Origin of the sequence: Nesterenkonia lacusekhoensis (assembly GCF_017876395.1) — a bacterium.
Taxonomy (GTDB): Bacteria; Actinomycetota; Actinomycetes; order Actinomycetales; family Micrococcaceae; genus Nesterenkonia; species Nesterenkonia lacusekhoensis.
Genome location: NZ_JAGINX010000001.1, coordinates 596,048 through 619,227, shown reverse-complemented (window position 1 = coordinate 619,227; position 23,180 = coordinate 596,048). Strand labels below are relative to the sequence as shown.

General features: G+C 69.5%; 18 protein-coding genes and 1 pseudogene. 11 read left to right on the top strand and 8 right to left on the bottom strand.

Features of this window, described 5'->3' with window-relative positions; translation table 11 throughout:
• Window positions 1-61: 61 nt before the first annotated feature.
• From JOF45_RS02970 to JOF45_RS13595, 8 genes and pseudogenes are all read left to right on the top strand, one after another.
• Window positions 62-1,303 (top strand): glycosyltransferase family protein, encoded by a 1,242-nt coding sequence (locus JOF45_RS02970; RefSeq protein ID WP_210047828.1) that lies wholly within the window; start codon window positions 62-64, stop codon window positions 1,301-1,303.
• A complete protein-coding gene (locus tag JOF45_RS02965; RefSeq protein ID WP_210047826.1) occupies window positions 1,293-2,594 on the top strand; it encodes a glycosyltransferase family 4 protein in 1,302 nt (433 codons plus the stop codon). Before JOF45_RS02970 ends, JOF45_RS02965 begins: the two co-directional genes overlap by 11 nt.
• Window positions 2,591-3,979 carry a glycosyltransferase family 4 protein gene (locus JOF45_RS02960; RefSeq protein ID WP_210047824.1) on the top strand — a complete coding sequence of 463 codons (1,389 nt, stop codon included), beginning with the start codon at window positions 2,591-2,593 and terminating at the stop codon, window positions 3,977-3,979. The genes JOF45_RS02965 and JOF45_RS02960 overlap by 4 nt, the downstream gene beginning before the upstream one ends.
• Window positions 3,976-5,838 carry an ABC transporter ATP-binding protein gene (locus JOF45_RS02955; protein WP_342591373.1) on the top strand — a complete coding sequence of 621 codons (1,863 nt, stop codon included), beginning with the start codon at window positions 3,976-3,978 and terminating at the stop codon, window positions 5,836-5,838. Before JOF45_RS02960 ends, JOF45_RS02955 begins: the two co-directional genes overlap by 4 nt.
• Window positions 5,835-7,019, top strand: coding sequence for a phosphotransferase family protein (locus JOF45_RS13600; RefSeq protein ID WP_210047822.1), 1,185 nt, complete (start codon window positions 5,835-5,837; stop codon window positions 7,017-7,019). The genes JOF45_RS02955 and JOF45_RS13600 overlap by 4 nt, the downstream gene beginning before the upstream one ends.
• Window positions 7,000-8,070 carry a phosphotransferase gene (locus JOF45_RS02945; protein WP_210047820.1) on the top strand — a complete coding sequence of 357 codons (1,071 nt, stop codon included), beginning with the start codon at window positions 7,000-7,002 and terminating at the stop codon, window positions 8,068-8,070. Before JOF45_RS13600 ends, JOF45_RS02945 begins: the two co-directional genes overlap by 20 nt.
• 33 nt (window positions 8,071-8,103) lie before the next feature.
• Window positions 8,104-8,730 carry a 5-formyltetrahydrofolate cyclo-ligase gene (locus tag JOF45_RS02940; RefSeq protein WP_210047818.1) on the top strand — a complete coding sequence of 209 codons (627 nt, stop codon included), beginning with the start codon at window positions 8,104-8,106 and terminating at the stop codon, window positions 8,728-8,730.
• Window positions 8,731-8,734: 4 nt separating this feature from the next.
• Window positions 8,735-8,875, top strand: a pseudogene (locus tag JOF45_RS13595) (FmdB family zinc ribbon protein); the annotation flags it as partial.
• Between the two features lie 14 nt (window positions 8,876-8,889).
• Here the strand turns inward: JOF45_RS13595 and JOF45_RS13590 are convergent.
• The 6 genes from JOF45_RS13590 to JOF45_RS02910 all read right to left on the bottom strand — a co-directional run bounded on the left by JOF45_RS13590 (window position 8,890) and on the right by JOF45_RS02910 (window position 17,754).
• Window positions 8,890-9,072: a hypothetical protein gene (locus tag JOF45_RS13590; RefSeq protein WP_342591511.1), complete on the bottom strand. Its 183-nt coding sequence runs from the start codon at window positions 9,070-9,072 to the stop codon at window positions 8,890-8,892.
• 93 nt (window positions 9,073-9,165) lie between these two features.
• Window positions 9,166-10,137, bottom strand: a complete 972-nt coding sequence (locus JOF45_RS02930; protein WP_210047814.1) for an RcpC/CpaB family pilus assembly protein — start codon at window positions 10,135-10,137, stop codon at window positions 9,166-9,168.
• 352 nt (window positions 10,138-10,489) lie between these two features.
• Window positions 10,490-14,566, bottom strand: coding sequence for a DUF4011 domain-containing protein (locus JOF45_RS02925; RefSeq protein WP_210047812.1), 4,077 nt, complete (start codon window positions 14,564-14,566; stop codon window positions 10,490-10,492).
• A 43-nt stretch (window positions 14,567-14,609) separates the two neighbouring features.
• Window positions 14,610-16,232, bottom strand: coding sequence for a glutamine-hydrolyzing GMP synthase (guaA, locus tag JOF45_RS02920; protein ID WP_210047810.1), 1,623 nt, complete (start codon window positions 16,230-16,232; stop codon window positions 14,610-14,612).
• A gap of 53 nt (window positions 16,233-16,285) precedes the next feature.
• On the bottom strand, window positions 16,286-16,885 hold the full coding sequence (locus JOF45_RS02915) for a DUF3817 domain-containing protein (RefSeq protein ID WP_342591372.1): 600 nt from the start codon (window positions 16,883-16,885) through the stop codon (window positions 16,286-16,288).
• Window positions 16,882-17,754 (bottom strand): SURF1 family protein, encoded by an 873-nt coding sequence (locus tag JOF45_RS02910; protein ID WP_210047806.1) that lies wholly within the window; start codon window positions 17,752-17,754, stop codon window positions 16,882-16,884. The genes JOF45_RS02915 and JOF45_RS02910 overlap by 4 nt, the downstream gene beginning before the upstream one ends.
• A 183-nt stretch (window positions 17,755-17,937) precedes the next feature.
• Here JOF45_RS02910 and JOF45_RS02905 point away from each other — a divergent pair, with 183 nt between their 5' ends.
• Window positions 17,938-18,582, top strand: coding sequence for a VOC family protein (locus tag JOF45_RS02905; RefSeq protein ID WP_210047804.1), 645 nt, complete (start codon window positions 17,938-17,940; stop codon window positions 18,580-18,582).
• A 117-nt stretch (window positions 18,583-18,699) separates the two neighbouring features.
• Here JOF45_RS02905 and JOF45_RS02900 read toward each other — a convergent pair whose 3' ends face one another.
• On the bottom strand, window positions 18,700-19,785 hold the full coding sequence (locus JOF45_RS02900; protein WP_210047802.1) for an LCP family protein: 1,086 nt from the start codon (window positions 19,783-19,785) through the stop codon (window positions 18,700-18,702).
• A 173-nt stretch (window positions 19,786-19,958) separates the two neighbouring features.
• Here JOF45_RS02900 and JOF45_RS02895 point away from each other — a divergent pair, with 173 nt between their 5' ends.
• Window positions 19,959-21,053, top strand: a complete 1,095-nt coding sequence (locus JOF45_RS02895) for a CDP-glycerol glycerophosphotransferase family protein (RefSeq protein ID WP_210047799.1) — start codon at window positions 19,959-19,961, stop codon at window positions 21,051-21,053.
• Between the two features lie 172 nt (window positions 21,054-21,225).
• The gene (tagD, locus tag JOF45_RS02890) at window positions 21,226-21,708 is read left to right on the top strand and encodes a glycerol-3-phosphate cytidylyltransferase (protein ID WP_210047797.1); all 483 of its coding nucleotides are present in this window, start codon (window positions 21,226-21,228) and stop codon (window positions 21,706-21,708) included.
• Here tagD and JOF45_RS02885 read toward each other — a convergent pair whose 3' ends face one another.
• Window positions 21,709-23,136, bottom strand: coding sequence for a variant leucine-rich repeat-containing protein (locus tag JOF45_RS02885; protein ID WP_210047795.1), 1,428 nt, complete (start codon window positions 23,134-23,136; stop codon window positions 21,709-21,711). It lies immediately after the preceding gene.
• Window positions 23,137-23,180 lie beyond the last annotated feature (44 nt).

Sequence of the window (23,180 nt, the reverse complement as noted above, 5' to 3'; positions counted from 1 at the left end):
ACCCACGGATCGTCAGGCGGCTCTCATCCGGCTCTCATGATGACCCTCCAGGCTGATACCCATGAGCATCACAGTCGCCATGTACTCCCATGACTCGGTCGGGCTGGGCCACGCCCGCCGCAACCGTGCGATCGCCTTCGCTCTGGCCGCCGACCTCCCGCGCATCACCGGGGAGCAGGTGCGCGGGCTGCTGATCGCCGGACATCCCGATGCGACCAACGACTCCCTGCCCCCGGGCTGGGACTGGCTGGTGCTCCCCGGCTTCACCCGCACTGCGGAGGGCTACGCCTCCCGCAAGCTGACCATGTCCGTGGAGCGGCTGACCGCGCTGCGCAGCTCCACGGTCTCCGCGGCCCTGGAGGTCATCGAGCCGGACCTGTTCATCGTGGACCGCCACCCCTTCGGCGTGGGCGGAGAGCTCAAGCCCGCCCTGCGGATGCTCAAGGAGCGGGGCCGGACCACCACGGTGCTGGGCATGCGCGACGTGCTCGACACCCCGCAGGCCGCCCAGCGCGAATGGGAGCGCGCAGGCGGCGGCCAGGCGATGGCCGAGCACTATGACGCCATGTGGGTCTACGGCGACGACGCCGTCTACGACCCCTTCGCCACCGGCGAGCTCCCCGCCGAGCTGGCCTCCCGGAGCCGCTCCACCGGCTATCTGGCCCACGGCCGTCCGGATGATCCGGCCGGCGCCCATCCTGTGCACGCCGAACAGCCCTATGTGCTGACCATGGTCGGCGGAGGCTCCGACGGCGGACAGATCGGCCTGGCGGCGGCCCGCGCCCAGGTGCCCGCCGGACACCGCCACGTGATCCTGGCCGGCCCGCAGATGCCGGCGGAGGACTATGACCGGATCGTCACAGCGGTGGCCGACTCGGCGGTGAACAACGGCACGGAGTACGTCCAGGTCCGCCGCTACGCCCCCAACGTGCCCAAGCTCATCCGTGAAGCCGCCGCGGTGGTCTGCATGGCCGGGTACAACTCCATGGCCGAGGTCATGGCCACCACGACGCCGGCCCTGGTGGTCCCGCGGAGCACCCGCCGCGCCGAACAGCCCCGCCGCGCCGCCGCGCTGGCCGCGGCCGGGGCGATCAGCACGCTCCCCGCCGAGCGGCTGACCCCGGACGCCCTGTCCTCCTGGTTCTCCTCCGCGGTGGGCGGGCGCACCCTGCGCGACGGCGTGGACCTGGACGGGCTGACCCGGGTGGGAGACTTCGCCGCCCAGCTGATCGGCCGCGTCCCGGCCGCCGCCTCCACTCATCACTCGTCCGCACATTCCGAGGAGCCCCTCCATGTCCGCTGAAGGACAGCCTGTCGTCGGCTACGTCCTGAAGATGTACCCGCGCTTCTCCGAGACGTTCATCGTCTCCGAGATCCTGGCCCGTGAGGCCCAGGGTGAGAGGATCGTCATCTTCTCCCTGCGCCCCTCCACCGACACCCGCTTCCACCCGGAGCTCGCCCGGGTGAAGGCCCCGGTGGTCCACGTCTCCCGCCCCAACACCGCCAACCGCTTCTGGCAGCATCTGAGCCTCTCCGGCGAGGACCCCCTGGTGATGGCCGGACTGCGCGACTGTCTTCCGGAGCTGCTGCGGCACAGCCCCGACGACGCCGTCCAGGCGGTGTCCCTGGCCCGGCTGGCCCGGGAGCACGGGGTCACCCATCTGCACGCCCACTTCGCCTCCGTGGCCACCACCGTGGCCCGGCTGGCCGGGCGGATCGCCGGGCTGCCCTACTCCTTCACCGCTCACGCCAAGGACATCTTCCACGAGGACGTCGACCAGCTGGAGCTGGAGCAGAAGTTCGCCGAGGCCCACCACTCGATCACCATCTCCGGCTACAATCTGGCCGATCTGCGGCGCCGCTTCCCCGCTGCGACCTCCTGCCTGAAACTGGTCCGCAACGGCCTGGAGATGGAGCGCTTCCCCTATGCGCCCCGCTCCTCCGCGGCCGCCGGACCCGCCTCCGCCGGCACGCCCCGGCTGCTCGCCGTCGGGCGGCTGGTGGAGAAGAAGGGCTTCCACCTGGTCATCGACGCCGTCGCCCGCCTGCGCGACGCCGGGGTCGCCGTCAAGGCCGACATCGCCGGGGACGGTCCGCTGGCCGCTGACCTTCAGCGACAGATCGACCGTCTCGAGCTGCAGGAGGAGGTCCGCCTGCTCGGACCGCGCACCCAGGCGGAGATCCGCGACCTGCTGGGGACCCACGACGTCTTCGTCGCCCCCTTCGTGGTGGGCCGGGACGGGAATGCCGACGGGCTGCCCACTGTTCTCCTCGAGGCTATGGCCCGCGGCATCCGCTGCGTGGCAGCCGATGTGACCGCCGTCGGGGAGGTCATCCGCACCGGTGAGACCGGCTGGCTGGTCCCCTCCGGTGACACGGTGGCCCTGACCAACGCCGTCTCCGAGGCGATCCGCACCGACTCCGCCGCTGCCGCCGAGCACCGCCGGCTCACCGACAACGCCCGGGCCCTGGTGGAGGAGCTCTTCGACTCCCGCCGCCAGGCCGCCGCGCTGCGCGCGCTGGTCACAGCATCCAGAACCGTTGCGCAGGATCCTCTGAGGGAAGAGGACCTGGCTGAAGGAGCATTGCTATGAGAATCGCCTATCTGCTGGCCGACCCCGGCATCGGCGTCTTCGGCACCAAGGGTGCCTCCGTCCATGTCCAGGAGATGATCCGGGCCTTCCGCGCCCACGGGCACGAGGTCACCGTCTACTGCACCAAACGCGGGAACAGGGCCGGACGGCCGGAGACTGAATCCGTCCCGGAGGACCTCGCCGACCTGCGCGTGGTCACCGTCCCGGTGGAGCCGGCCGAGGAGGGCGTGGCCGCCCGTGAGCAGGCCATCGCCCAGGCCTCCCTGCAGATGGCCCAGCAAGCCGCCGCGGAGGACTATGAGCTGATCTATGAGCGCTACTCGCTGTTCTCCGAGGCCGGGGCCACCCTGAAGTCCCTCTACACCGAACGGGACAGCGACCTCGACCACGGCTTCATCCGTGACGTCCCCCTGGTCATGGAGGTCAACGCGCCCCTGCTGCAGGAGCAGCGGGACCACCGCGAGCTCCACGACGCCGAGGGCGCCCGCCATGCCACGCTGCGCGCGCTGGGCACCGCCGATGTGGTCTCCTGCGTCTCCGAGCCGGTGGCCACCTGGGTCCGCGGGCTGCTGGCCGGCCAGGCCGGCGAGCCCCGGGTGATGGTCATCCCCAACGGGGTGAACACCGAGCGCATCCGCCCCCGAGAAGGGGCCGGGGAGCCGGAGGGCGCAGCCGGCGGAGACCGCCCCTTCACGGTGGGCTTCGTGGGGACCCTCAAGCCCTGGCACGGGACTGATGTGCTGCTGCGCGCCTTCGCCGCCTCCCTGCACCCCGATCGCTCCTCCTGGCGCCTGGAGTTCGTGGGGGCCGGGCCGGAGCAGCAGCGTCTGGAGCGCATGGCCCAGGAGCTCGGCGTCGCCGGGCAGGTGACCTTCCACGGGGCGGTGCCCCCGCAGGACATCCCGGAGATCCTGACCCGCTTCGACGTGGCCGTGGCCCCCTACCCCAAGCCGGAGCGGGAAGGCCACTACTTCTCCCCGCTGAAGGTCTACGAGTACCTGGCCGCAGGGGTCGCCGTCGTCGCCTCCTCCGTGGGCGAGCTCCCGGAGCTGCTCTCCGGGAAGGGCGGGAACGCTCTGGAGAGGCCCGCAGAGAAGATCTCCGCCGGGCAGCGGGGCTTCCTGGTCCCTCCCGGGGATGAGGACGCCCTGGCCAACGCCCTGGACCAGCTGGCCTCCCGGCCCCAGATGCGGACCAGGCTGGCCTTCGCCGGGCGCGCCGCCGTCGTCGAACGCCACACCTGGACCCGGCGCTGCGGCGACCTGCTGCGCGCCGTCGGGCTCTCCAGCAGCACCCATGCGGGGCTGACCACGCCCCTGCCGGTGCTCTCCCCGGCCATGCTGGCCGAGCTGACCGATGACCTCCCCACAGGAGTGACGCTGTGAGTCCCAGGAACACCTCCGGCCAGGAGCTCTCACCGCGGGCCCAGCACCGCCAGGCGCTGATGCGCACGCTGCGGATGATCGGGCCGCATCTGAAGGAGCACAAGGTCCTGATCGCGCTGGGCATGCTGGCGCTGATCGGGGACGTCCTCTTCCGCATCCTGGAGCCCTGGCCGGTCAAGTTCGCCGTGGACAACGTGACCGAGGCCCTCGGCGCGGAGATCTCAGAGGTGGAGGCCGTCCCCGAGGACGTCGGCACCGTGCTGGCCTTCTGGGCCGTGATGCTCGCGCTCATCGTGGGCGGCCGTGCGGTGTGCAATTACATCTCCACCATCGCCTTCGCCAAGACCGGGGTGAAGGTGGCCACCCGGCTGCGTTCCCGCGTCTTCGACCACATCCAGAGCCTCTCCCTGCGCTACCACTCCAAGGCCAGCGTGGGCGACACCTCGCAGCGGCTGGTGGGAGACATGGGACGCCTCCAGGAGGTGGCGGTCACCGCCGGGCTGCCGCTGGTGGGCAATCTGCTCACCCTGATCGCCCTGTTCGTGGTGGTGATCGTGCTGAACCCGGTGCTCTCCATGGTGGTGCTGGCCACCGCCGCGATGTACTTCCTGATCAGCCGCTTCGCCTCCCCCAAGATCACCACCGCCTCCCGGGCCACCCGCAAGGGCGAGGGCCAGCTGGTGGGCGACGCCGCCGAGGCCCTGGCCGCCATCCGTGTGGTCCAGGCCTACGGGCTGGAGGACACCGTGGCGCAGGGCTTCGCCGCCGGCAACCAGAAGGCGCTGAAGGCGGGCATCAAGGCCCGCAAGCTCGCCGCCCGGCTGGAGCGCTCCACCGACCTGCTGGTGGGCATCTCCACCGCGGTGGTGCTGGGCTTCGGCGGCTGGCAGGTGCTGGGCGGGGTGATGACCCCGGGCGATATGGTGCTGTTCCTGATGTATCTGAAGATCGCCATGAAGCCGCTGCGGGACATGGCCAAGTACACCGGGCGCATCGCCCGTGCGGCGGCCTCCGGCGAGCGCATCGCCGATCTGCTGGACGAGCCGGTGGAGATCACCGACCCGGACCCCGCGCTGCCCATGGGCCGGGTCCGCGGAGACATCGCCTTCTACCGGGTCACCACCAAGGACGGGCACGGCCGCGAGCTCTTCAGGGACCTGAGCCTGCACATCCCCGCCGGCCAGCGGGTGGGCCTGCTGGGCCCCTCCGGCGCAGGCAAGTCCACGTTGGCGGGCTACCTGCTGCGGCTGGCCGACGTCGACTCCGGCGCCGTGCTGGTGGACGGCTATGACACCCGGCGGGTCACCCGTGAGGACCTGCGCAGCAACGTCTCCATCCTGCTGCAGGAGTCGGTGCTGTTCGCGACCTCCGTGCGGGAGAACATCCGCTACGGCCGGCTCGACGCCACCGATGAGGAGGTCGAGGACGCGGCCAGGCGGGCCGGAGCCCATGACTTCATCATGGCGCTGCCGGAGGGCTACGACTCGGTGCTCGGCAACCGCGGGGACACGCTCTCCGGCGGGCAGCGGCAGCGGATCGCGATCGCCAGGGCGCTGGTCCGCGACGCTCCGGTGGTGATCCTGGACGAGGCCACCTCCGGCCTGGATCCGGCCTCCAGGGCGCTGGTGGAGTCCTCGCTGCGGGAGCTCACCCGCGGCCGGACCACAGTTGCCATCACGCATGATCTCAGCACCATCCAAGGTTTGGACCGCATCCTATGGTTGGACGGAGGACAGATCGTCGAGGACGGCTCCCCGGAGGAGCTGCTCGCCGATGAGGACAGCATGCTGGCCCGCTGGGCCGCGACTCAGCGCGAGTCCATGCAGGACCAGCGCCTGGACGTAGAGGATCGTGTGTGACTGAACGTGCGGATGCCCATGTGGCAGAGCTTGCCGGGCTACGCGGCGCCGAGGCGCTGCTGAGCGATGAGGGGCTCTCAGAGCTCCTCGGGACCGAGACCGAGGCGACCCACCTGCGGCTGAAGCCGGGACACTCGGTGGTCGTCAGCCACCGGCTCCGGGGTTCCGACCAGCACGGCTGGACTGTGCTCGCCGACGACGCCGACAAATACGCCAAGCTGCTGATCCGGGCCGCCGAGCTCGGCCAGGAGGTCACCGTCCACCGCTCGGAGAGCCCCTACCTGGTCTCCGGAGCCGTCTGGGCCGACCGCTGGCTGGGCCGGGAGCTGGCCGCCGCCCATGAGGCCCTCGGCCCGGAGGCCCGCTGGCGCATCCTCCGGTACAACCCGCGCCGGCGGGTGGTCGCCGTCGTGGACCACCTCTCCGCCCAGGGGGAGCCCGCCCAGCATGTGGTGCGGGTCTCCGCCGGAAGCCTGGGTCACATCGTCTCCACCGCCGAGCGCTGGCGCGCGGCCGGCCTGCCGGTGACCCGGATGAAGCCGCTGGGCGGACGGGGCACGGCCACCACCGCACCCCTCTGGGGGCACACCGACCTGCTGAAGGACCCCTTCGTCCCGGCCGCGCGGACGGCCGGCCGGCGGATCGCCGAGCTGCACAGCCTCCCCGTCACGGAGGCGGAGCCTGTGCTGCCGGCGCTGGAGGCCGACGTCGACGGCTGTGTGGACGCCGTCGCGCAGATCGCGCCCTGGCTGGCGGACCGTGTGGAGGCCCTGGCGGAGAAGCTGACCTCCACCGCCATGGCCCAGAACCCCGGACGGCCGGTGGAGCTGCACGGGGACCTCTCCCCCGACCAGATCGTGCTGGCGGCCCCCGGCAGCCATAAGATCCGGATCATCGACCTGGACCGCGCCGGTCTGGGGCCTGCCATGCGCGACGTCGGCTCCTGGGCTGCCTCCTGCCGAACCTCCGGGCAGCCGGAGCTGCTGGAGGCCTTCCTGGCCGGATATCAGGAGATCTCAGCGACCGACCCCGCTGCGATGGCTCTGTGGGAGAGCTATGCACATCTGGCCTCAGCGCTGGACCCCTTCCGCAACTGTGACGCCGACTGGGCCGCTAAAGTGACCATGAGAATCGAATCGGCTGAGACTGCTGTGGAGAACTGTGCACTATCTACCCCCTGAGACTTCCCCTGCGGAGGGCCGTTCCTGGCTGATCGAGCGCGTCTGGCCCGCCGCCTCAGCTCCGCTGCCGGTGGAGGTCCGTGCCGCCGACGGCGTCGAGCCTGTGCTGCGGGCCGGCTGGTTCCACCCCGGCGAGGGCGCCTCCGCCAGCACGCTGCAGCTGCTGCCTGCCGGTGAGGATCCCAGGCTCAAGGCTCTGGCCAGCGCTGCCGCAGACGGCGTCGTGGTCTCACACCGTCCGGGAAAGCGGGCCGTGGTGCGGCGTGAAGGTGGCGCTGGCGGCGGCGGAACCCGGTTCGTCAAAGTGGTGCGCCCGGGCCGTACTGCCGAGATCATGGAGGGAATCCGGCGAGCGCAGGCCTTCGACGGGCCCTTCCGCACACCCCGCGTGCTGGGCTCCGATGAGTCCACCGTGAGCTTCGAAGCTCTGCGCGGGACGAGCCTGCATGAGGCCCACCGCTTCTCGGCCGCCGACTGGGAGGTGGCCTGGGCGCAGGTGCTCGAGGCCTGGGAGACCACCATCCAGCATCCCGGCGAGCTGCCGGAGGGCACACCGGTCCATGACGCGGATGCCGAGATCGCCGTGCTGCGCCGATGGGCTCAGCATGCTCAGCCGGTCATCGAGGACTTCGAGCTGCTGGTCGACGCCGTGGAGTCGGCGGCCCACCGGCTGCAGGAGGCGCCTGCGGGGAAGGTGGTCCCGGCGCACCGGGACCTGCATGACAAACAGCTTCTGTGGTCGCCCGATCACGGCCCCGGAGTTCTGGACGTGGACACCGCCTGTCTGGCCCCGCCGGCCCTGGATCTGGCGAATCTGCGGGCTCATGCGCGGTGGCGGGCCGAGCAGGGCGTGTGGTCCCGGGAGCAGTCTGCGGCGGTGGTCCGGGCGATCAATGACACTGCCTACCGCGCCGGCGTCGCCCAGGACACGCTGTCCGCCTATGAACAGGCCACTCTGCTGCGCCTGGGCTGTGTCTACGCCTTCCGTCCGCGCTACCCCGCTGCCGCAGCCGAGCTGCGCCGTGCTCTCCGTTCCTCTCTGCCTGGGTGATCCGAGTCGAGGCGTGGGGGTTAGGCTGGGGCTGTGGCACGTGAGCGTTCCAAACAGGAGATCCGGGCCGAACTGCGCCAGGCACGACGCCGGCTGAGCGGCTCGGTCCTCCACGCGCGGGCTGAGCAGCTCAGCCGCCTGCTGCTGGAGCAGATCCCGGCGGACCAGCGCGTACTGGCCTACCTGCCCACGCCGGGCGAACCCGATGTGCAGCAGTTCCTGACCGCCCATCACGGTCGCGGCGGCGAAGTGTTCGTGCCGGTGATCACCGGGCAGCGCCAGATGCTGTGGGTGTCCTGGAGCCCGCAGGCGCCCACCCAGCGCAGCGACTTCGCCCCGGTCGAGGAGCCGGAAGGAGATCGGCTCCATCTGCGGGAGATCCTGCAGGAATCGCCCGAGCTCACCGTGCTGGTCCCGGCTGTGGCGGTGGATCGAGCCGGTGGTCGGCTGGGCCAGGGCGGCGGCTACTACGACTCCCTGCTCGGCCCCGAAGGTGCTGCGGCGTCTCTGCTCAGCCCCCAGTCCGCGATCCGGGTCATCGCCGTGGTGCATCCGGAGGAGACCCTGGAGCCTGGGAGCTTCGAGGTCCTGCCCCACGATCTGCGTGTCCGGGAGATCGTGACCTCCGAGCGCCTGCTGCGGACCGCTATATACTGTTGAAGCTATGCCTACCTATTCGTACCTGTGCAAGGACTGCGGCCACGCCTTCGACATCGTCCAGTCTTTCAGCGACGACTCCCTGACCACCTGCCCTGAGTGCACCGGCACCCTGCGCAAGAAGTTCGGCAACGTGGGTGTCACGTTCAAAGGCTCGGGCTTCTACCGCAACGATGCGCGCGGCAGCTCCAGCTCCTCGTCCTCCGGTTCCTCCTCCAGCTCCTCCAGCTCGTCCGAGAGCAGCGGAAGCTCCGACGCCGGCTCCTCCAGCTCCTCGTCCAGCTCATCTGCGGGCTCCTCCTCGGGCAGCTCGTCCTCCTCGGGCAGCTCGTCCTCCTCCAGCACGTCGGCGAGCAGCGCCTCAGCCTGAACCGGGCGGCAGTCCGCTGGGCCGCACCTGCCATTCAGCCCTGCCTGCCATTCAGCCCTGCCTGCCGGTCAGCCCTGCCTGCCGACCAGGCTCAGATGGAGCCTGCCCTCATGTGTGGCTTCGGCGATGGCCTCTGCGGTCTCGGCCTCCACGGCCACGATGACCACATTGCCGGCCTCTCCCGCCCCGGGAAGCCAGTTCTCGTCCTCTGAGGTGGGTGTCCACAGCACCGGCGCGGCTGCGGCCACTGTGCGCGAGGAGGATCCCGACTCGGCAGAGTCGGCCGAGACCAGCACGTCCACGGTCTGGCCCGGGGTCAGCATCCCCACGATGGCGGTGTCTGCCGGGCGCACCGGCACAGCGACCACTCCATCCTCCTGTCCCTCCAGCAGTCCGGGCCCCACCAGGTGCTCCTGGTGCACCAGCGCCCCGGCCGGCAGCGGCACCGCCACCTGCCGGCCGAGCAGCTGATCGAGCTGAGCCTGCTGATCCGGGACTGCGGCCACATCCACCTGCGTCTCCTCCAGATCCGCGGCGGTGAGAGTCTGGCCGGCGGCCACCGGGGAGGAGACCTGAACCGCCGTCGCCGTCTCCACCTGGGTCTCACCTCCGGCAAGGATCCCTGCTCCCACGGCGCAGATGCCCACCAGCAGAGCCACCGGGATCCGAAGACGCTGCAACACCCTGCGCGCGGAGGATCCGCGCAGCCGCCGCTGGACCCGGGGCGGTCGGCTCCTGCGGCCGGACCGGCCGGGGTCGCGGCGCGCCGAGCGTCGATGCCGCACTGCGGCCTCGGATGCTGACCGTGGCGCGCCGGCCGAGCGAGCCTGGTCAGCACGCAGATCGCAGGAGGGCGAGGCACCGGAGCCCAGAGCCTGCGGACCGCCGCCGGCCCTCGGTCGTGCTGCTGGTCGGGCTCTCCCGCGACGGGCAGCCACCGTCTCCTGAGTCTCAGGCTCCTCCTGTGGGGCGCCGGCGTAGCTGCGGCGCTGACGGCGTGTGTTCAGGGCTGTGCCGGCGGCGTCGGTGTGGGTGCTCATAGACCCAGCATTCCGGCACACAGCAGGCCTCTGACCATACTGTCAGGGATCTGGGGAGTCCCGAGCGTGGCGGTCTCCCCACGGCTGCCGTTGTGGAGGAATCAGCCCCAGTGGGGCGGGCGCTGCTCCAGGAACCAGCGGTCGGACCTCTGTCCTGCAGAACCCGGCCCAACAGAATCCTGCCCCGCAGAATCCTGTCCAGCAGTCTTCTGCCCGGGTGCAGCCTTCCGAGGCACCTCATCGATGCTCCTCAGCGGGTCGTAGACCTCAGACTCCACCTCCTCGGGCTGCCCCGAGGTCGGTGGGGAGACCACACGACGCCGTCTCCTGGGCCCCTCCGCTGAGGGCCCCGTCACTGCACCCACTTGCCCCGCTCCCGGGGTGATGGCCACTGCTTGGCAGGGCGGTGCGCCTCCTCGTCCTCCGCGTCGGCGGCCCCGCCGAAGCGCACCGGCTGCGACCGTCCGGTCTGGATGCGTGCTCCAGCCCCCTCCTTGGGGAGACGGTCGGCCAGGGCACCGGTGGTGTTCAGCGCGATCCGTCCGGCCTCGGCGAACTCCGGCCCAGCGGCCAGGCCCACCTTGTCGGCGACCACTTCGGTGCAGCGGATCGGGTCGGAGAAGACCTCGATGGTCCAGAGCACCATGTAGTTCCAGCCCAGCCGCTCGAAGGCCTCGGGGCGCTGACGGGAGCGCTCGCGCACCGACATCTGCGCGTAGCTCTGGGTGCCGTCCGAGGCCATCGCCAGGGGCACCACCTTGGACATCGGAGTGACCTTGCGCGGGCAGGCGGCCAGGTCCAGTGTGCCGCGGAAGCCGTCCTCCACCCGGCCGCCGCGGGCACGGATCCTGTCCACCAGGTCCAACACCAGCGGGTCGGTCAGTGAGGCAGACGCCGTCGGATTGTCCTCAGAGCCCATCGCGGTCTCCAGCAGCCGGTACATCTCGGCGGCACCGGCGTCGAGCAGGTCCGGGTTGAGGTCCGAGGGGGCCAGCGAGGTCACGATCTTCAGCTGCTCGCGGGCTCGGGTCATCGCGGCGGCGAAGTACTCGCGTCCGCGGGCTTCGGAGAGCTCGCCGAAGGTGTGCACGGCGTCACCCTTGATGGAGCGCCCGAAGCCCAAGGAGAAGATGACGTCGTCGCGGACCAGGCCGTGGGCCCGCTCCACCGGAGCCACCACGAAGGTCTCCCCCGCCCCGACGCCGGAACCGGCCGCGCCGTGCTCGAAGTACGGTTTGGCCCAGGAGTGGTTGGCCAGGTTGAGTCGGATCGCATCGGCCACGCGGCGTGCGTGCCACTCGGAACCGGTGATGACCGCCAGGGAGCGGTCCCGGTTGGCCCGGACGTGTTCGAAGACCATGTCCACCACCCGGTTGACCTCCACAGTGGGAGACTCCACCGAGTCGCGTCCGCCGGGACGGTTGCTGTTCGCCCCGAGGTACTCCACGCTGAGGCTGCGGCCCTGGCCGGTGAGCTGGGCGGCGTCGGGAAGGCGCACCAGTTCCCCGCCGTAGAGCGACTCTGAGATGATGCTGGTCAGCTCCTGGTCCACCCCACGGTGAACACGGCGCAGCCGGTGCTCCGGCAGCACTGCGGCGAGCTCGGCGTAGATGGAGTCCGGGACCTGCTGCTCGGCCTCGCGGGCGATCGGATCCGCTGAAACCTGGAACTGCTTGGGCGCTCCGGAGACCGGGTCGCCGAAGGCCACCACCTGCTCGGCCCGGGAGATCGCCGCCAGTGCGGCCGGGACCGCCAGAGTCTCGGCATCGAGCAGCAGCACCGCGTCGAACTCGGCGGAGCTGGTGCCGGAGCCGGAGGGATCGTGCGGGAACTGCTCGGCCAGCCCCAGCGGCGAGGTCGTCCAGAGGGGGACCAGCGGCTGGGTCAGGGCCGGCTCCACCTCCTCGAGGTCCGGGACGATGGGGGCGGTGTCGCGCAGCAGCGTCTTCAGCTGTGCGGCGGCGGCCGGATGTGTCTCCACGGCGGACTTCCACCGCACGGCGAGCCGGTGGTTCAGCCGCTGGGCACCGGTCTCGATGTGGGCGGCGTCGGCCTGGCGGAACTCGGCCTCGATGGTCCGCAGGTTCTCGCCGGTGGTCATCGCCAGGTAGTCGTCGCCGGAGATCATGGCTTCCAGGGCGGACTGCCACCAGGCCAGCTCCAGCTCATCGGCCACCTGGTCCTGGCCGACCTGCCGGGCGGCGAAGTCATCGAGCAGCTCGCGGAAGCCCTGCTCGCGCAGCTGCTCGGTCAGCAGCGTGCGCTCGGGCAGGGTCTCCAGCGGCCGTTCATCGGAGGCGAGGGTCTCCACCGTCTGCAGCATCTTCTCTGCAGGCATGTCCATCAGCGTCAGGGAGCCGCCGCGGACCTCGTCCGGCTGCTCACGGTCCTTCCGGCCCGCAACCTCCTCCGCAGTCCCGGCAGTCCCGTCTGCGGCCTCAGTCACCGGAGCCAGCACCGAGACCAGCTTCTCCAGCTGGGTCTGGACATCTCCCATGATGTCGGCCAGCCGGTCCAGGTTCTTCGGCGCCTTGGGCAGCGACGGGTTCTTCGCGTCCCGCGGCGTCCAGGTGCCCCACTCCTCACGCTCGGACTGGATGTCCACCAGAGAGCTGTGGAGGTCGTTGATGGAGGCCCCGGGGCGCACGTACTCCTTGGCCACCCGACGCAGGCGGGAGCGGGTCATCGAGGACATCTCCACGTTGTGCTGGCGCCTCCACCAGCCCGGCGCCGTGGCCGCGATCAGGTCATCGACGGGTTTGGCGTAGACGTCGTGGCTGAACTTGCCCAGCGACTCCTGGACACGCTGGAACAGCACCACCTGCGCGTGCCAGTCGGCAAAGCTGGTGCCCAGCTCGACGCCGACCTGCTCGACGGCGTCCTGCATCTGTCCCTTCAGCCGGGGCAGCTCCTCGTTCAGCTGCCGGACCAGCGTCAGGGCATCGCGGGTCTCCTGCCGGTTGGACAGCCGTGCTCCGAACCAGGGACTGCTGCGGGTCTCCGGGGAGAAGGACCCCAGCTCGGCGGCGCGCTTGAGCTTCACCGCCACCTGGCTGCGGTCCACCGTGTTGTCCAGGACCGAACGCTTCAGCCGCACCGAGGTGGAGGGTGCGGGGTTCAGCGAGGTCAGCGCGGCCAGCGCCTGCATCGCCTGGTAGGGCGAGCACTGCCAGCGGGAGCGCACATTGTGCAGCGACTTGACGTGATCCACCAGCTGGTGGCGGCGCTCGGCGAGCTTGGCGTGCAGCGCCCCTTGACGCGGAGGCTCGGCACGTTCGGCACGGCGCAGGGCGCGGATCATCTGATCGCGCAGCTCCTCCGGGGTGGCTGAGGCCGGCACGTGCATGGCCAGAGTGCCCAGACGGACGTCGCTGAGCCGGCGCTTGAACTCCTCCAGCACAGCAGCGCGCTCGGCGACCACCAGCACCCGCTTGCCCTGCCAGGCCAGCCCGGCGGCGGCGTTGATGGCGGTCTGAGTCTGTCCGGTGCCCGGGGGTGCGGAGACCACGGCCGAGGTGCCGGCGAGGATGGCGTCCAGGGCGGCCTGCTGATCGGCGTCGGCGTCGGCCACCAGCAGCTCCTCCCGCGGATCGCGCTCATCCAGCGGCGGGAGATCGGCCAAGGCCTGTTCGGCCTCGCGCTGGGGCAGCCGGGTGCCGGAGGCCAGGGCGCGCAGCACCGGGTGGTCCAGGTTCAGAGCGGAGGGATTCCCCAGATCCGCCAGGTCGGCGAAGCTGGAGACATAGACCTGCCGCCAGACCTGCAGGGAATCCAGAGCGGCGCGGCTGGATTCCTGAGCCGGTGCGGCGCGAGAGGCCAGCCGGGAGAGCAGCTCGGCAGTGCGCACCGGGTCGAAGCGGGCGGTGGCGTAGCCGGCGTTGTGGAACTCCACCGGGTCCAGCAGCAGCCCGTGGTGGGCGAGCATGTGCCGGGCCAGCGCGGGGTTCAGCCGCGCCGGTCCGGTGAACTGGATCTCGTAGTCGTCGTTGCTCTCCTCGCGCGGGCGCAGGCTGATCGGGACCAGCATGACTGGAGCGGTGAACTGCTCAGAGCCTCCCGAGGAGGAGGCCTCGGTCCAGGAGGCGATCCCGGCGGCCAGGAAGCCGACGTCGATGCCGCGCTCCTCGGACATCTCCCGGATCTTGGCCCGGATGCCCTGGGCCGCCTGGCGGCCGGCGCTGAAGGCACCGGCCTCGTTGAGCAGCGTGGAGAGCCGGGTGCGGCGCCCCGCGAAGAGCTGCATGATCCCCGAGGTGTTTCCCTCGGTCAGGTCGATCGCGTTGTACTGCGAGGGGGTGAACCGCAGCATCGTGTCATTCTCCGTGCCGGTTCCCAGCGACTCGATCCACGCCGTGACGTCACCGCCCGCAGGGGCGCCGTCGGCATGCTCAGCGTGCTCCGTGCTCTCAGCGTCAGGCTTCTCGCTCACATTCGACCTTCCAGGACCGTTCATTCTGAGAGACGATGCTAGATCATTCCCACTCGATGGTCCCGGGGGGCTTCGAGGTCACGTCGAGGGTTACTCGGTTGACCTCCTGCACCTCGTTGGTGATGCGGTTGGAGATCGTGGCCAGCAGGTCGTAGGGCAGCCGCGACCAGTCGGCGGTCATGGCGTCCTCGGAGGAGACCGGGCGCAGCACGATCGGGTGGCCGTAGGTGCGGCCGTCGCCCTGGACTCCCACGGAGCGCACGTCGGCCAGCAGCACCACCGGCATCTGCCAGACTTCCTGGTCCAGGCCCGACGCCGTCAGCTCCTCGCGGGCGATGGCATCGGCCTTGCGCAGGATCTCCAGCCGGTCTGCGGTGACCTCACCGATGATCCGGATGCCCAGGCCCGGGCCCGGGAAAGGCTGGCGCTGGACGATCTCGGCCGGCAGGCCCAGCTCGGCGCCCACGGCACGGACCTCATCCTTGAACAGGGCGCGCAGCGGCTCGACCAGTTTGAACTGCATGTCCTCGGGCAGACCGCCCACATTGTGGTGGGACTTGATGTTGGCCGCCCCCTCACCGCCGCCGGACTCGACGACGTCGGGGTACAGGGTGCCCTGGACGAGGAACTCGACGCGGGCGCCGTCGGCGGCGGCCTCCTCCAGCACGGCCTTCTCCGCGTCCTCGAAGGCGCGGATGAACTCGCGGCCGATGATCTTGCGCTTCTCCTCCGGGTCCGAGACCCCAGCGAGTGCGGTCAGGAAGCGCTCCTTCTCGTCCGCCACGTAGAGCTTGGCACCGGTGGCGGCGACGAAGTCGCGCTTGACCTGCTCGACCTCGCCCTCACGCAGCAGACCGTGATCGACGAACACACAGGTCAGCTGCTCGCCGATGGCCTTCTGCACCAGAGCGGCCGCCACAGCGGAGTCCACACCGCCGGAGAGGCCGCAGATCGCACGGGCCTCGCCGACCTGCTCGAGGATGGCCTCGACCTGCTCCTCGACGATGTTGCCGGTGGTCCATTCGGGCCGGAGCCCAGCGCCTTCATAGAGGAAGTTCTCGATGACCCGCTGACCCTGCGGGGAGTGTTTGACCTCCGGGTGCCACTGCACGCCGTAGAGGCGGCGCTGGTCGTCGGCGAAGGCTGCCACCGGGGCGCCGTCGGAGGTGGCCAGGACGTCGAAGCCCTGCGGGGCCTGCTGCACGGAGTCGCTGTGGGACATCCAGGTGGACTGGACCTCGTCGGTGCCGCCCAGCAGAGAGTGCGGCGCCGTGGTGGAGCGGACTTCGGTCTTGCCGTACTCGCGGTCCCCGGTGCGGGCCACCTCGCCGCCCAGGGCGTGGGCCATGGCCTGGAAGCCGTAGCAGATGCCCATGACCGGCACCCCGGCCTCGAAGAGCTCCTTCTCCACAGAGGGGGCGCCCTCGGCGTAGACGGAGGCGGGTCCGCCGGAGAGGATCACAGCGGCCGGGCTGCGGCGCAGGATCTCCTCTGCGGAGAGTGTGTGCGGCACGACCTCCGAGTAGACCCGGGCCTCACGGACCCGCCGGGCGATGAGCTGGGCATACTGGGCGCCGTAGTCGACGACGAGGACCGTCTGCGCCTCCGAATCCGCCCGCTCGGCGGCGGGGACGTCTGGGCGCTCTGCTGCAGGCTGAGAAGTCACCTGACCATCCTAACTGCTGTGATGTGGGCTGAAGTCTCTCAGCACCGGGGCTCTCAGTACCGGGGTGCGGCCTCGGGCGCGGCCTCCAGATCCCGGCGGACGAAGCCGACGATCTTACGCTCCACGAAGAAGCTGAAGAACGGGATCAGGCCGCCGGAGATGATCAGCAGCAGCCGGCCCACGCCCCAGCGGACCAAGTACCAGAGCCGGAAGCCGGCGATGAGATAGACGATGTAGGCCACGCCGTGGGCCTGGGCGATCAGCGTGGAGGTGGAGCGGGCGTCCTGCAGGGACTCGGCGGGGAAGAACCCGATGGTGTTCTCCTCACCGGAGGCGGTGGTGCCGCCGATGTAGAGCTCCTGGCCGCCCTCGAAGAACACCCAGCCGAACAGCGAGCCGCTGATCAGGATCTTGGCCACCATCAGCAGCAGGAAGGTTCCGGTGATGAAGGCCATGACACGGTAGAACGTCAGCGCGCTGCGGATCTGGGCGTGGGTGCCGTAGAAGCGGCGGGCCTCTCGGCCCGGACGCGGCGGCGGGGTGCCCAGGTCGATCTCCTCCACCGGGGTTTCGACGGAGGGCTCGGCGGAGGCCTCAGCCGCTGTGTTCTCGGGGCGCTCGGCGTTCTCTGCGGGGGTGCGGGGCTCGCTCACGATGACGTGTCCTTCGGGTCTGTACTGTCCGATTCGGTGCTGGCGGCACGGGAGGCCTGCAGCTTGGCCAGCTGCTCGCGGCGCCACTGCTCCTCCCATTCGCGGTCCAGGCGCTGCTCCTCCAGCTCCTTGAGGTGGGCGTCCTTGACCATCCTCCACCAGAGATAGAAGGCGAAGCCGGCGAAGACCGCCCATTCCACGGCGTAAAAGAGGCTCTGCCAGTTGATGTCGGAGGTCTCCGGCTGGGTGTCCACCCAGACCGGCTCCAGCGGAGAGTCCTCCGCCTGGGCGCCGACCTCCTGGCCGGAGGCGTCGGTGGTCTCGAAGGCCACCACGAAGCCGGAGTAGGAGGGCTCATCCCAGACGTTGATCAGCTCGGCCACCGAGAGGGTCGGGAAGACTCCGGGGTTCTCACGCGGGCCCTCACCGGGGGCCTCGGTGGGGAGCAGCCGTCCGCGGACCTCCAGCTGCTCGCCGGCGGGCAGGGAGTCGACGTCGTCGAGGTCATCCACCCAGCCGCGGACCACGGGGATCACCTCATCATCGGGGGCGCCGTCCACGCGGAACGCTGCGACCACCCAGTAGCCCATCTCCTCGCCCTGAAGGCGCTCATCGACGATGATCTGGGTGTCCTCGACGAATTCGCCGGAGATGTCGACGATCCGGTCGGCCTCATAGATGGTCATGCCGCGCTCGGGCTCATAGATCTCGGTCATCGGCACCGGCTCCTCGGTGAGGTGCTCCACCGGATTGCCCTCGGTGCGGGATTCGCCGAACTGCCAGGCGCTCATGACCACGAACACGGTCGCAAGGAGGAGCGCGAGCAGGAGCATCGCGATCCATTTCGGCTGCAGCGCGGTCTTGAGCACCCCACCAGGATACGCACCATCCCGATACTTCTACGAACCGTAGAAGTTGCCGCTCGGATCCGCGCTCGTCCCTCGGGTCGTCCGAGGCCGGAGCGGACCCCCTGGAGCGCATTCGTGTACTCAGATGACTGTGAGACTGCTCTCGATTTACCTATGTCACACCGCTGCTGTCAGTATGGGGGCATGATGCGCTTGGATCACGTCTCGTACGCAGTCGGGCCGGACGGCATGGATGCCACAGTTCGGCGGATCGTCGATGCTCTCGGCGTGGAGCGGGTCAAGGGCGGAATCCATCCGCGCTTCGGCACGCGCAATGCCATCATCCCGCTGGCCAAGCGCCAGTACCTGGAGATCGTGGAGGTCCTGGACCACCCCTCCGCCGATAAGGCGCCCTTCGGTCAGGCGGTGCGCAACCGCTCCCAGGTGGGCGGCGGCTGGATGGGCTGGTGCGTCTCCGTGGACGACCTCTCCCGGTTCGAAGAGCGCCTGGGCCGCAAGTCCGTGCCGGGCAACCGCAAGTTCCCCGACGGCAATGAGCTCACCTGGCAGCAGATCGGCATCAAGGGTCTGATCGCTGACCCTCAGGTCCCCTACCTGCTGCGCTGGGACGAGGGCACTGAGGACATCCACCCGTCCCAGGCCTATTCCCCGCAGGCTGAGCTGACCCAGCTGGCCATCGCCGGATCCCCGGAACGGGTCACCGATTGGCTGAACTGCCCCGACGCCGATCCCTTCGAGGACGTGGACGTGGACTGGATCGCCCCCTCCGGCACGCCGGGCATCATGTCGGTCACCTTCCGCTCCCCCAACGGCGAGATCACCATCTGAGACTCCCGACGCCGGCCGCTCGGCCGGCCGCGACTGCGCCGCGCCTCACAGGTGCACAGCGCCTCACAGCTGCACAGTGCGTCACAACTGTTCAGCGCGTCATAACTGCTCAGCGCCTCAGTGCTGAGCGGCGTAGTCGTCGAAATGCCCGTCCTGCAGCGCCTCGGCGGCCTCGTCGATGGCCTGCTCATCGGGCCAGACCACTGACTGCCCGTCGGTCTCACCCAGACCGCTGTGAGGCAGGGTGAACATGTCGATGTCCGATCCACGGATGCTGCGCATCTGCCAGCCCAGTCCTGCGACATGGCCGGAATCTGCCAGCTCCTGATCGACCGTCATATGCGGAGCGAAGTCCTCCACCAGCTCGTGGACCCGGGCGGGGCTGGTGAAGGTGGAGGGCTGAAGGACCTCGTTGAGCACTCCGCCGATGAAGGCCTGCTGGTTGGCGGTGCGCTGCTGGTCGCCGGCGCCGTCGAAGGCCGCCCGCTCGCGGACGAAGGACAGCGCCTCCTCCGGGCGCAGGTCCTGTGGGCCCTCGGTGTAGGAGAACCCGTCGCGTGAGGTGAAGGCCACCGGCGGGTCCACCGTGACTCCGCCCAGAGTGCCCACCAGATTCTGGAAGCCGATCATGTCCATGGCGGCCACGTGGTCGATGGGCACCTCGAAGAGCGACTCCATGGTCTCCACGGCCAGCGGCACCCCACCCAGCGAGAAGGCGGCGTTGATCTTATGCTCACCGTGGCCGGGGATCTCCACCCAGGTGTCACGCATGATGGACATGACCTGGATGCTGTCGCGCTCATGCGGGACGTGGACCAACATCATCGTGTCCGCCCGTCCGGCGTTGGGGACCATCGGCAGGTCCTCCTCCATGCCGGATCCGCCGCCCTCATCGGAGCCGATGAGCAGGATGTTCAGAGACTCATCCTCCACTGCGGTCTGCTCTCCGTCGGCTCCGGCCTCCACGCGCTCGGGCCGCTCCGGACGGTCTGCCTCCTCGGGGAAGGTCTCGTCGAAGGTCTGGACCGACTCCTCATAGGAGTCGGCCAGGGAGTTCAGATAGAGGAAGGAGGCCACGAGCCCGACCAGCAGCAGGACTGCGGCTCCGGAGAGCACGAACACCACCCGACGCCGCCATCTGCTGTGCCGAGGCGTCTCCGCCTCTGGGGCGCCGCCATCCTGGTCGAAGAGGTGCTGAGCCATCTGCACCAGCGTACGGGTGCCCCGGAAGGCGCGCTACGTGCAGTGACCTGTGTCATCCACGTGTCACCCCGATCGGTTAGAGTCGTTGCGAACACAGCACGCAGAGCGCGCGCACAGTCCTGAAGGGAGAGTCTGAGCTGAAGCGGAAAGCCCTCTCCCCTGTCCTGTCCGTGATGGTCGGGGGAGCTCGTCTCCTCTACGCGGGCATGAAGCTGCTGCCGGTGCGTCGCAAAGTCGTGCTGATCACCCGGGAGCCCAAGCGGATCACCATCGACTTCGCGATGCTGCAGGAGTCCATCCAGCGCGACTATCCCGACCATTCAGTGGTGATGATCAAGCATAAGAAGCTCAGCTTCGCCTATGCGGCCAAGGCGGTCCGGGAGATGTACCACCTGGCCACCTGCCAGGCCTGTGTGGTGGACGGCTACATCATCCCGGTCAGCATCCTGAACCACCGCGAACAGCTGCGGATCGCTCAGGTCTGGCATGCGCTCGGGGCCATCAAGAACTTCGGGCATCTGGCCTCCGGCACCCGCGAGGGCCCCCACCCCAAGGTCGCCGAGATCATGCAGATGCATAAGCAGTACACCTTCATCACCGCGGCCGGCTCGGTCCCTGCGGAGATCTACACGGCGGCCTTCGGCGTCCCCCACGAGGCGGTCTACCCGTTGGGCATGCCCCGTGTGGACTATCTGTTGGACGAGGATCGGATGGCGGCCCGCCGCGCCGAGGTGCTGGCGGCCTATCCGCAGCTCGAAGGACGCAGAGTGGTCCTCTATGCTCCGACGTTCCGCCGCGGACGCCATATCCCCTACACCCAACTGGCCACAGCCATGCGGGATCCGGAGGCCACGCTGGTATTGGTTCCCCACCCGCTGGACAAGTCGTCGCTGCCGGAGGGCGATCACGTGCTCATCGGCCGCGGCTTCGGCGTGCTGGACTGGCTCTCGGTGGCCGATGCGCTGATCACCGACTACTCGGCAGTCGCCTATGAGGCCACGCTGCGTGACATCCCTCTGGTGTTCTGGCCCTATGACATGGATGAGTACATCGGCGCCCGCGGACTGGCCATCGACTACGACGCCGAGGTCCCCGGCCCTGTGGTGGAGACCGCCGCAGAGGCCATGGACAGAGCGCTGGCATTCGAGACTCCCGATTACACGCAGTTCCGCTCCAAGCACCTGGACTATGTCACCGACGACGGAGCCCTGCCGGCCGACTCCCCCGCCTGCACTGAGGCCATCGTCCGGGCCCTGGAGCTGCGCTGACCCTCAGCGCCTGGGCGCGGCAGCGGTGCCGGAAGCCTCAAGCGACGCTTGAATATCAGCTTTGCAGCGTGTTGATACCATGACGCAATAGGACATACCGATCACATCGCAGCTCGGCGCCTGAGTGTCGCCGTGCCCGACGCTCAACGAACGAGGGGATCAGTTCGTCAGCATGAAGCGCGTTCTCACCTATGGGACCTTCGACCTCCTGCACTGGGGGCATATCAACCTGCTCAAGCGGGCCCGCGAGCTCGGCGACTACTTGGTGGTCGCCGTCAGCACCGATGAGTTCAACGAGCAGAAGTACGGCAAGCCCGCCAGCTATCACGACTTCGAGGTCCGTCGATCCATGCTGGAAGCGGTGCGCTACGTCGATCTGGTGATCCCCGAGGTCAGCTGGGAGCAGAAGTCCCAGGACGTGGAGCAGCTCCACATCGACACTGTGGTCATGGGCAGCGACTGGCGGGGCTCCGAGCGCTTCGAGCACCTGCGCGAACAGTGCGACGTCGTCTACCTCCCTCGGACCCAGGGCGTCTCCACCAGCCAGATCCGCAGGGACCTGCTGGTCGAGGCCGTCAGCGATCAGCGCGGCCGCCGCTGGAACCACCGGCCGGTGCAGCAGGCCAGCTCCCGCGGGTTCGCCCGCTCTGCCTGATCAGAGCGAGTAGGCGTAGTGGTCGCGCTCTGACATCTCGAAGCCGACGCCGGTGAGCGTGTTCCAGCAGGAGATCCGGTCGTCCAGGGAGACACAGGCCAGGAAGCCGTCCGTGGCCGTGTCGTCATGGGCGAGGGTCTCGTAGTCCTCGTCGGCGCTGAGCTCGCTGTCGCAGTCCAGTCCCGGAGTGTCCCCATCCACCTGCATGCTGAAGGTGGCGCCGTCGTCACATCCTGCCGGGGCGCTGACGCCCTGCTCCAGGACGGTGCAGGTCAGTCCGTCGTCGAACACGCAGATCATGTTCTCATCCGGGGTGATGAAGGAGTCCATCTCCTGGGCCCCGTCGGCGTCCATCATCGGATCCGACCAGTCGGTTCCCACCGTCTCGAAGGAGTCGGCGGTCTCCTCGTCCTCCCCGCTGCGCACACCCTCGTAGACGGCTGCGGCGTGGACGGCGTCGCAGGAGTTCTGCAGGTCGCTGAAGAGGTCCTCCAGAGTGCCGGCCTCCTGCTCCATGGAATCGGCCGCTGACGCCGAATCCACGAAGGCGGCCACCACTGCGGCCTCCTGCTGCGGATCCTGGCAGGCGGAGTCATCCGGCAGAGCCATCAGCTCGGTCCGAGCCTCCTCCAGGGCTGCCTCATGATCGGTGTCGTCCTCGGCCTCATCCTGCTGGGCCGGCTCGGACGGCTCGGGAGTCGGCTCCTGCTCCTGTGCAGCGGGCTCCTCCTGGGCAGGCGGCTGCTCCTCAGCCGTCTGGCTGCCGGCATCGCCGAGCAGGAAGTAGACCAGCACGCCGACGGCGATCAGCCCGACCACCGGCAGCAGCACCGCGGCGAGCACCTTGGGCGTCCGCGAACTGCGCCTGCGCGCCGGCTGGGCTGAGGCGGCCTGGACCTGCTGAGCATAGGCGGCCGCGGCTGCCTGATCGGGTCGAGACTGTTGAGGTTCGGTGTGCTGAGGTTCGGTGTGCTGCTGCTCAGACTGGGGCTGCTGCGGCTGTTCTGCCGGGACGGCCGCGATGTGCTGGGTCTGCTCCTCCTCCGGGTCCGGAGACTGCAGCTGCTCCTCAAGGAAAGCCGGCGCTGGCACATCCGCGCCCTGCTCCGCGGCAGTCGCCTCATCCGCCCCGGTGACCGGAGGCAGCTTGCCCGTCTCCTCCTCCGCGGACGCAGCATCCACCGAACCCGCGGGGTCTCCTGCTCCTTCGGAGGCACGGCTGGCCAGGGCGGCGTCGATCTGCGGGTCATTCATCGCACCCAGGGCCTCGAGCAGCTCCGGATAGGTGCCGGGGTTGCGGGCCACAGCCGGCCGCAGGCTCGGGTAGTTCTCCGCGATGAAGTGCAGAGTGTCCCAGTCGGTATGGGGATCTGCCGCCAACGCCTCCATCTGGGCCAGACGATCATCAGGGGTGCGGTGAGTGCTCATCGCACCAAGCCTAGAGGATTCCGCGTTATGGCGTTGTTGAGAAA

What these genes read in the sequence shown, in the direction of transcription:
- JOF45_RS02965 (WP_210047826.1), top strand. Translation starts at nt 1,293, where the DNA reads ATGTCCGCTGAAGGACAGCCTGTCGTCGGCTACGTCCTGAAGATGTAC.
- JOF45_RS02930 (WP_210047814.1), bottom strand. Translation starts at nt 10,137, where the DNA reads ATGAGCACCCACACCGACGCCGCCGGCACAGCCCTGAACACACGCCGT.
- JOF45_RS02895 (WP_210047799.1), top strand. Translation starts at nt 19,959, where the DNA reads ATGGTCGGGGGAGCTCGTCTCCTCTACGCGGGCATGAAGCTGCTGCCG.
- JOF45_RS02905 (WP_210047804.1), top strand. Translation starts at nt 17,938, where the DNA reads ATGATGCGCTTGGATCACGTCTCGTACGCAGTCGGGCCGGACGGCATG.
- JOF45_RS02970 (WP_210047828.1), top strand. Translation starts at nt 62, where the DNA reads ATGAGCATCACAGTCGCCATGTACTCCCATGACTCGGTCGGGCTGGGC.
- JOF45_RS02885 (WP_210047795.1), bottom strand. Translation starts at nt 23,136, where the DNA reads ATGAGCACTCACCGCACCCCTGATGATCGTCTGGCCCAGATGGAGGCG.
- JOF45_RS02900 (WP_210047802.1), bottom strand. Translation starts at nt 19,785, where the DNA reads ATGGCTCAGCACCTCTTCGACCAGGATGGCGGCGCCCCAGAGGCGGAG.
- JOF45_RS02960 (WP_210047824.1), top strand. Translation starts at nt 2,591, where the DNA reads ATGAGAATCGCCTATCTGCTGGCCGACCCCGGCATCGGCGTCTTCGGC.
- tagD (WP_210047797.1), top strand. Translation starts at nt 21,226, where the DNA reads ATGAAGCGCGTTCTCACCTATGGGACCTTCGACCTCCTGCACTGGGGG.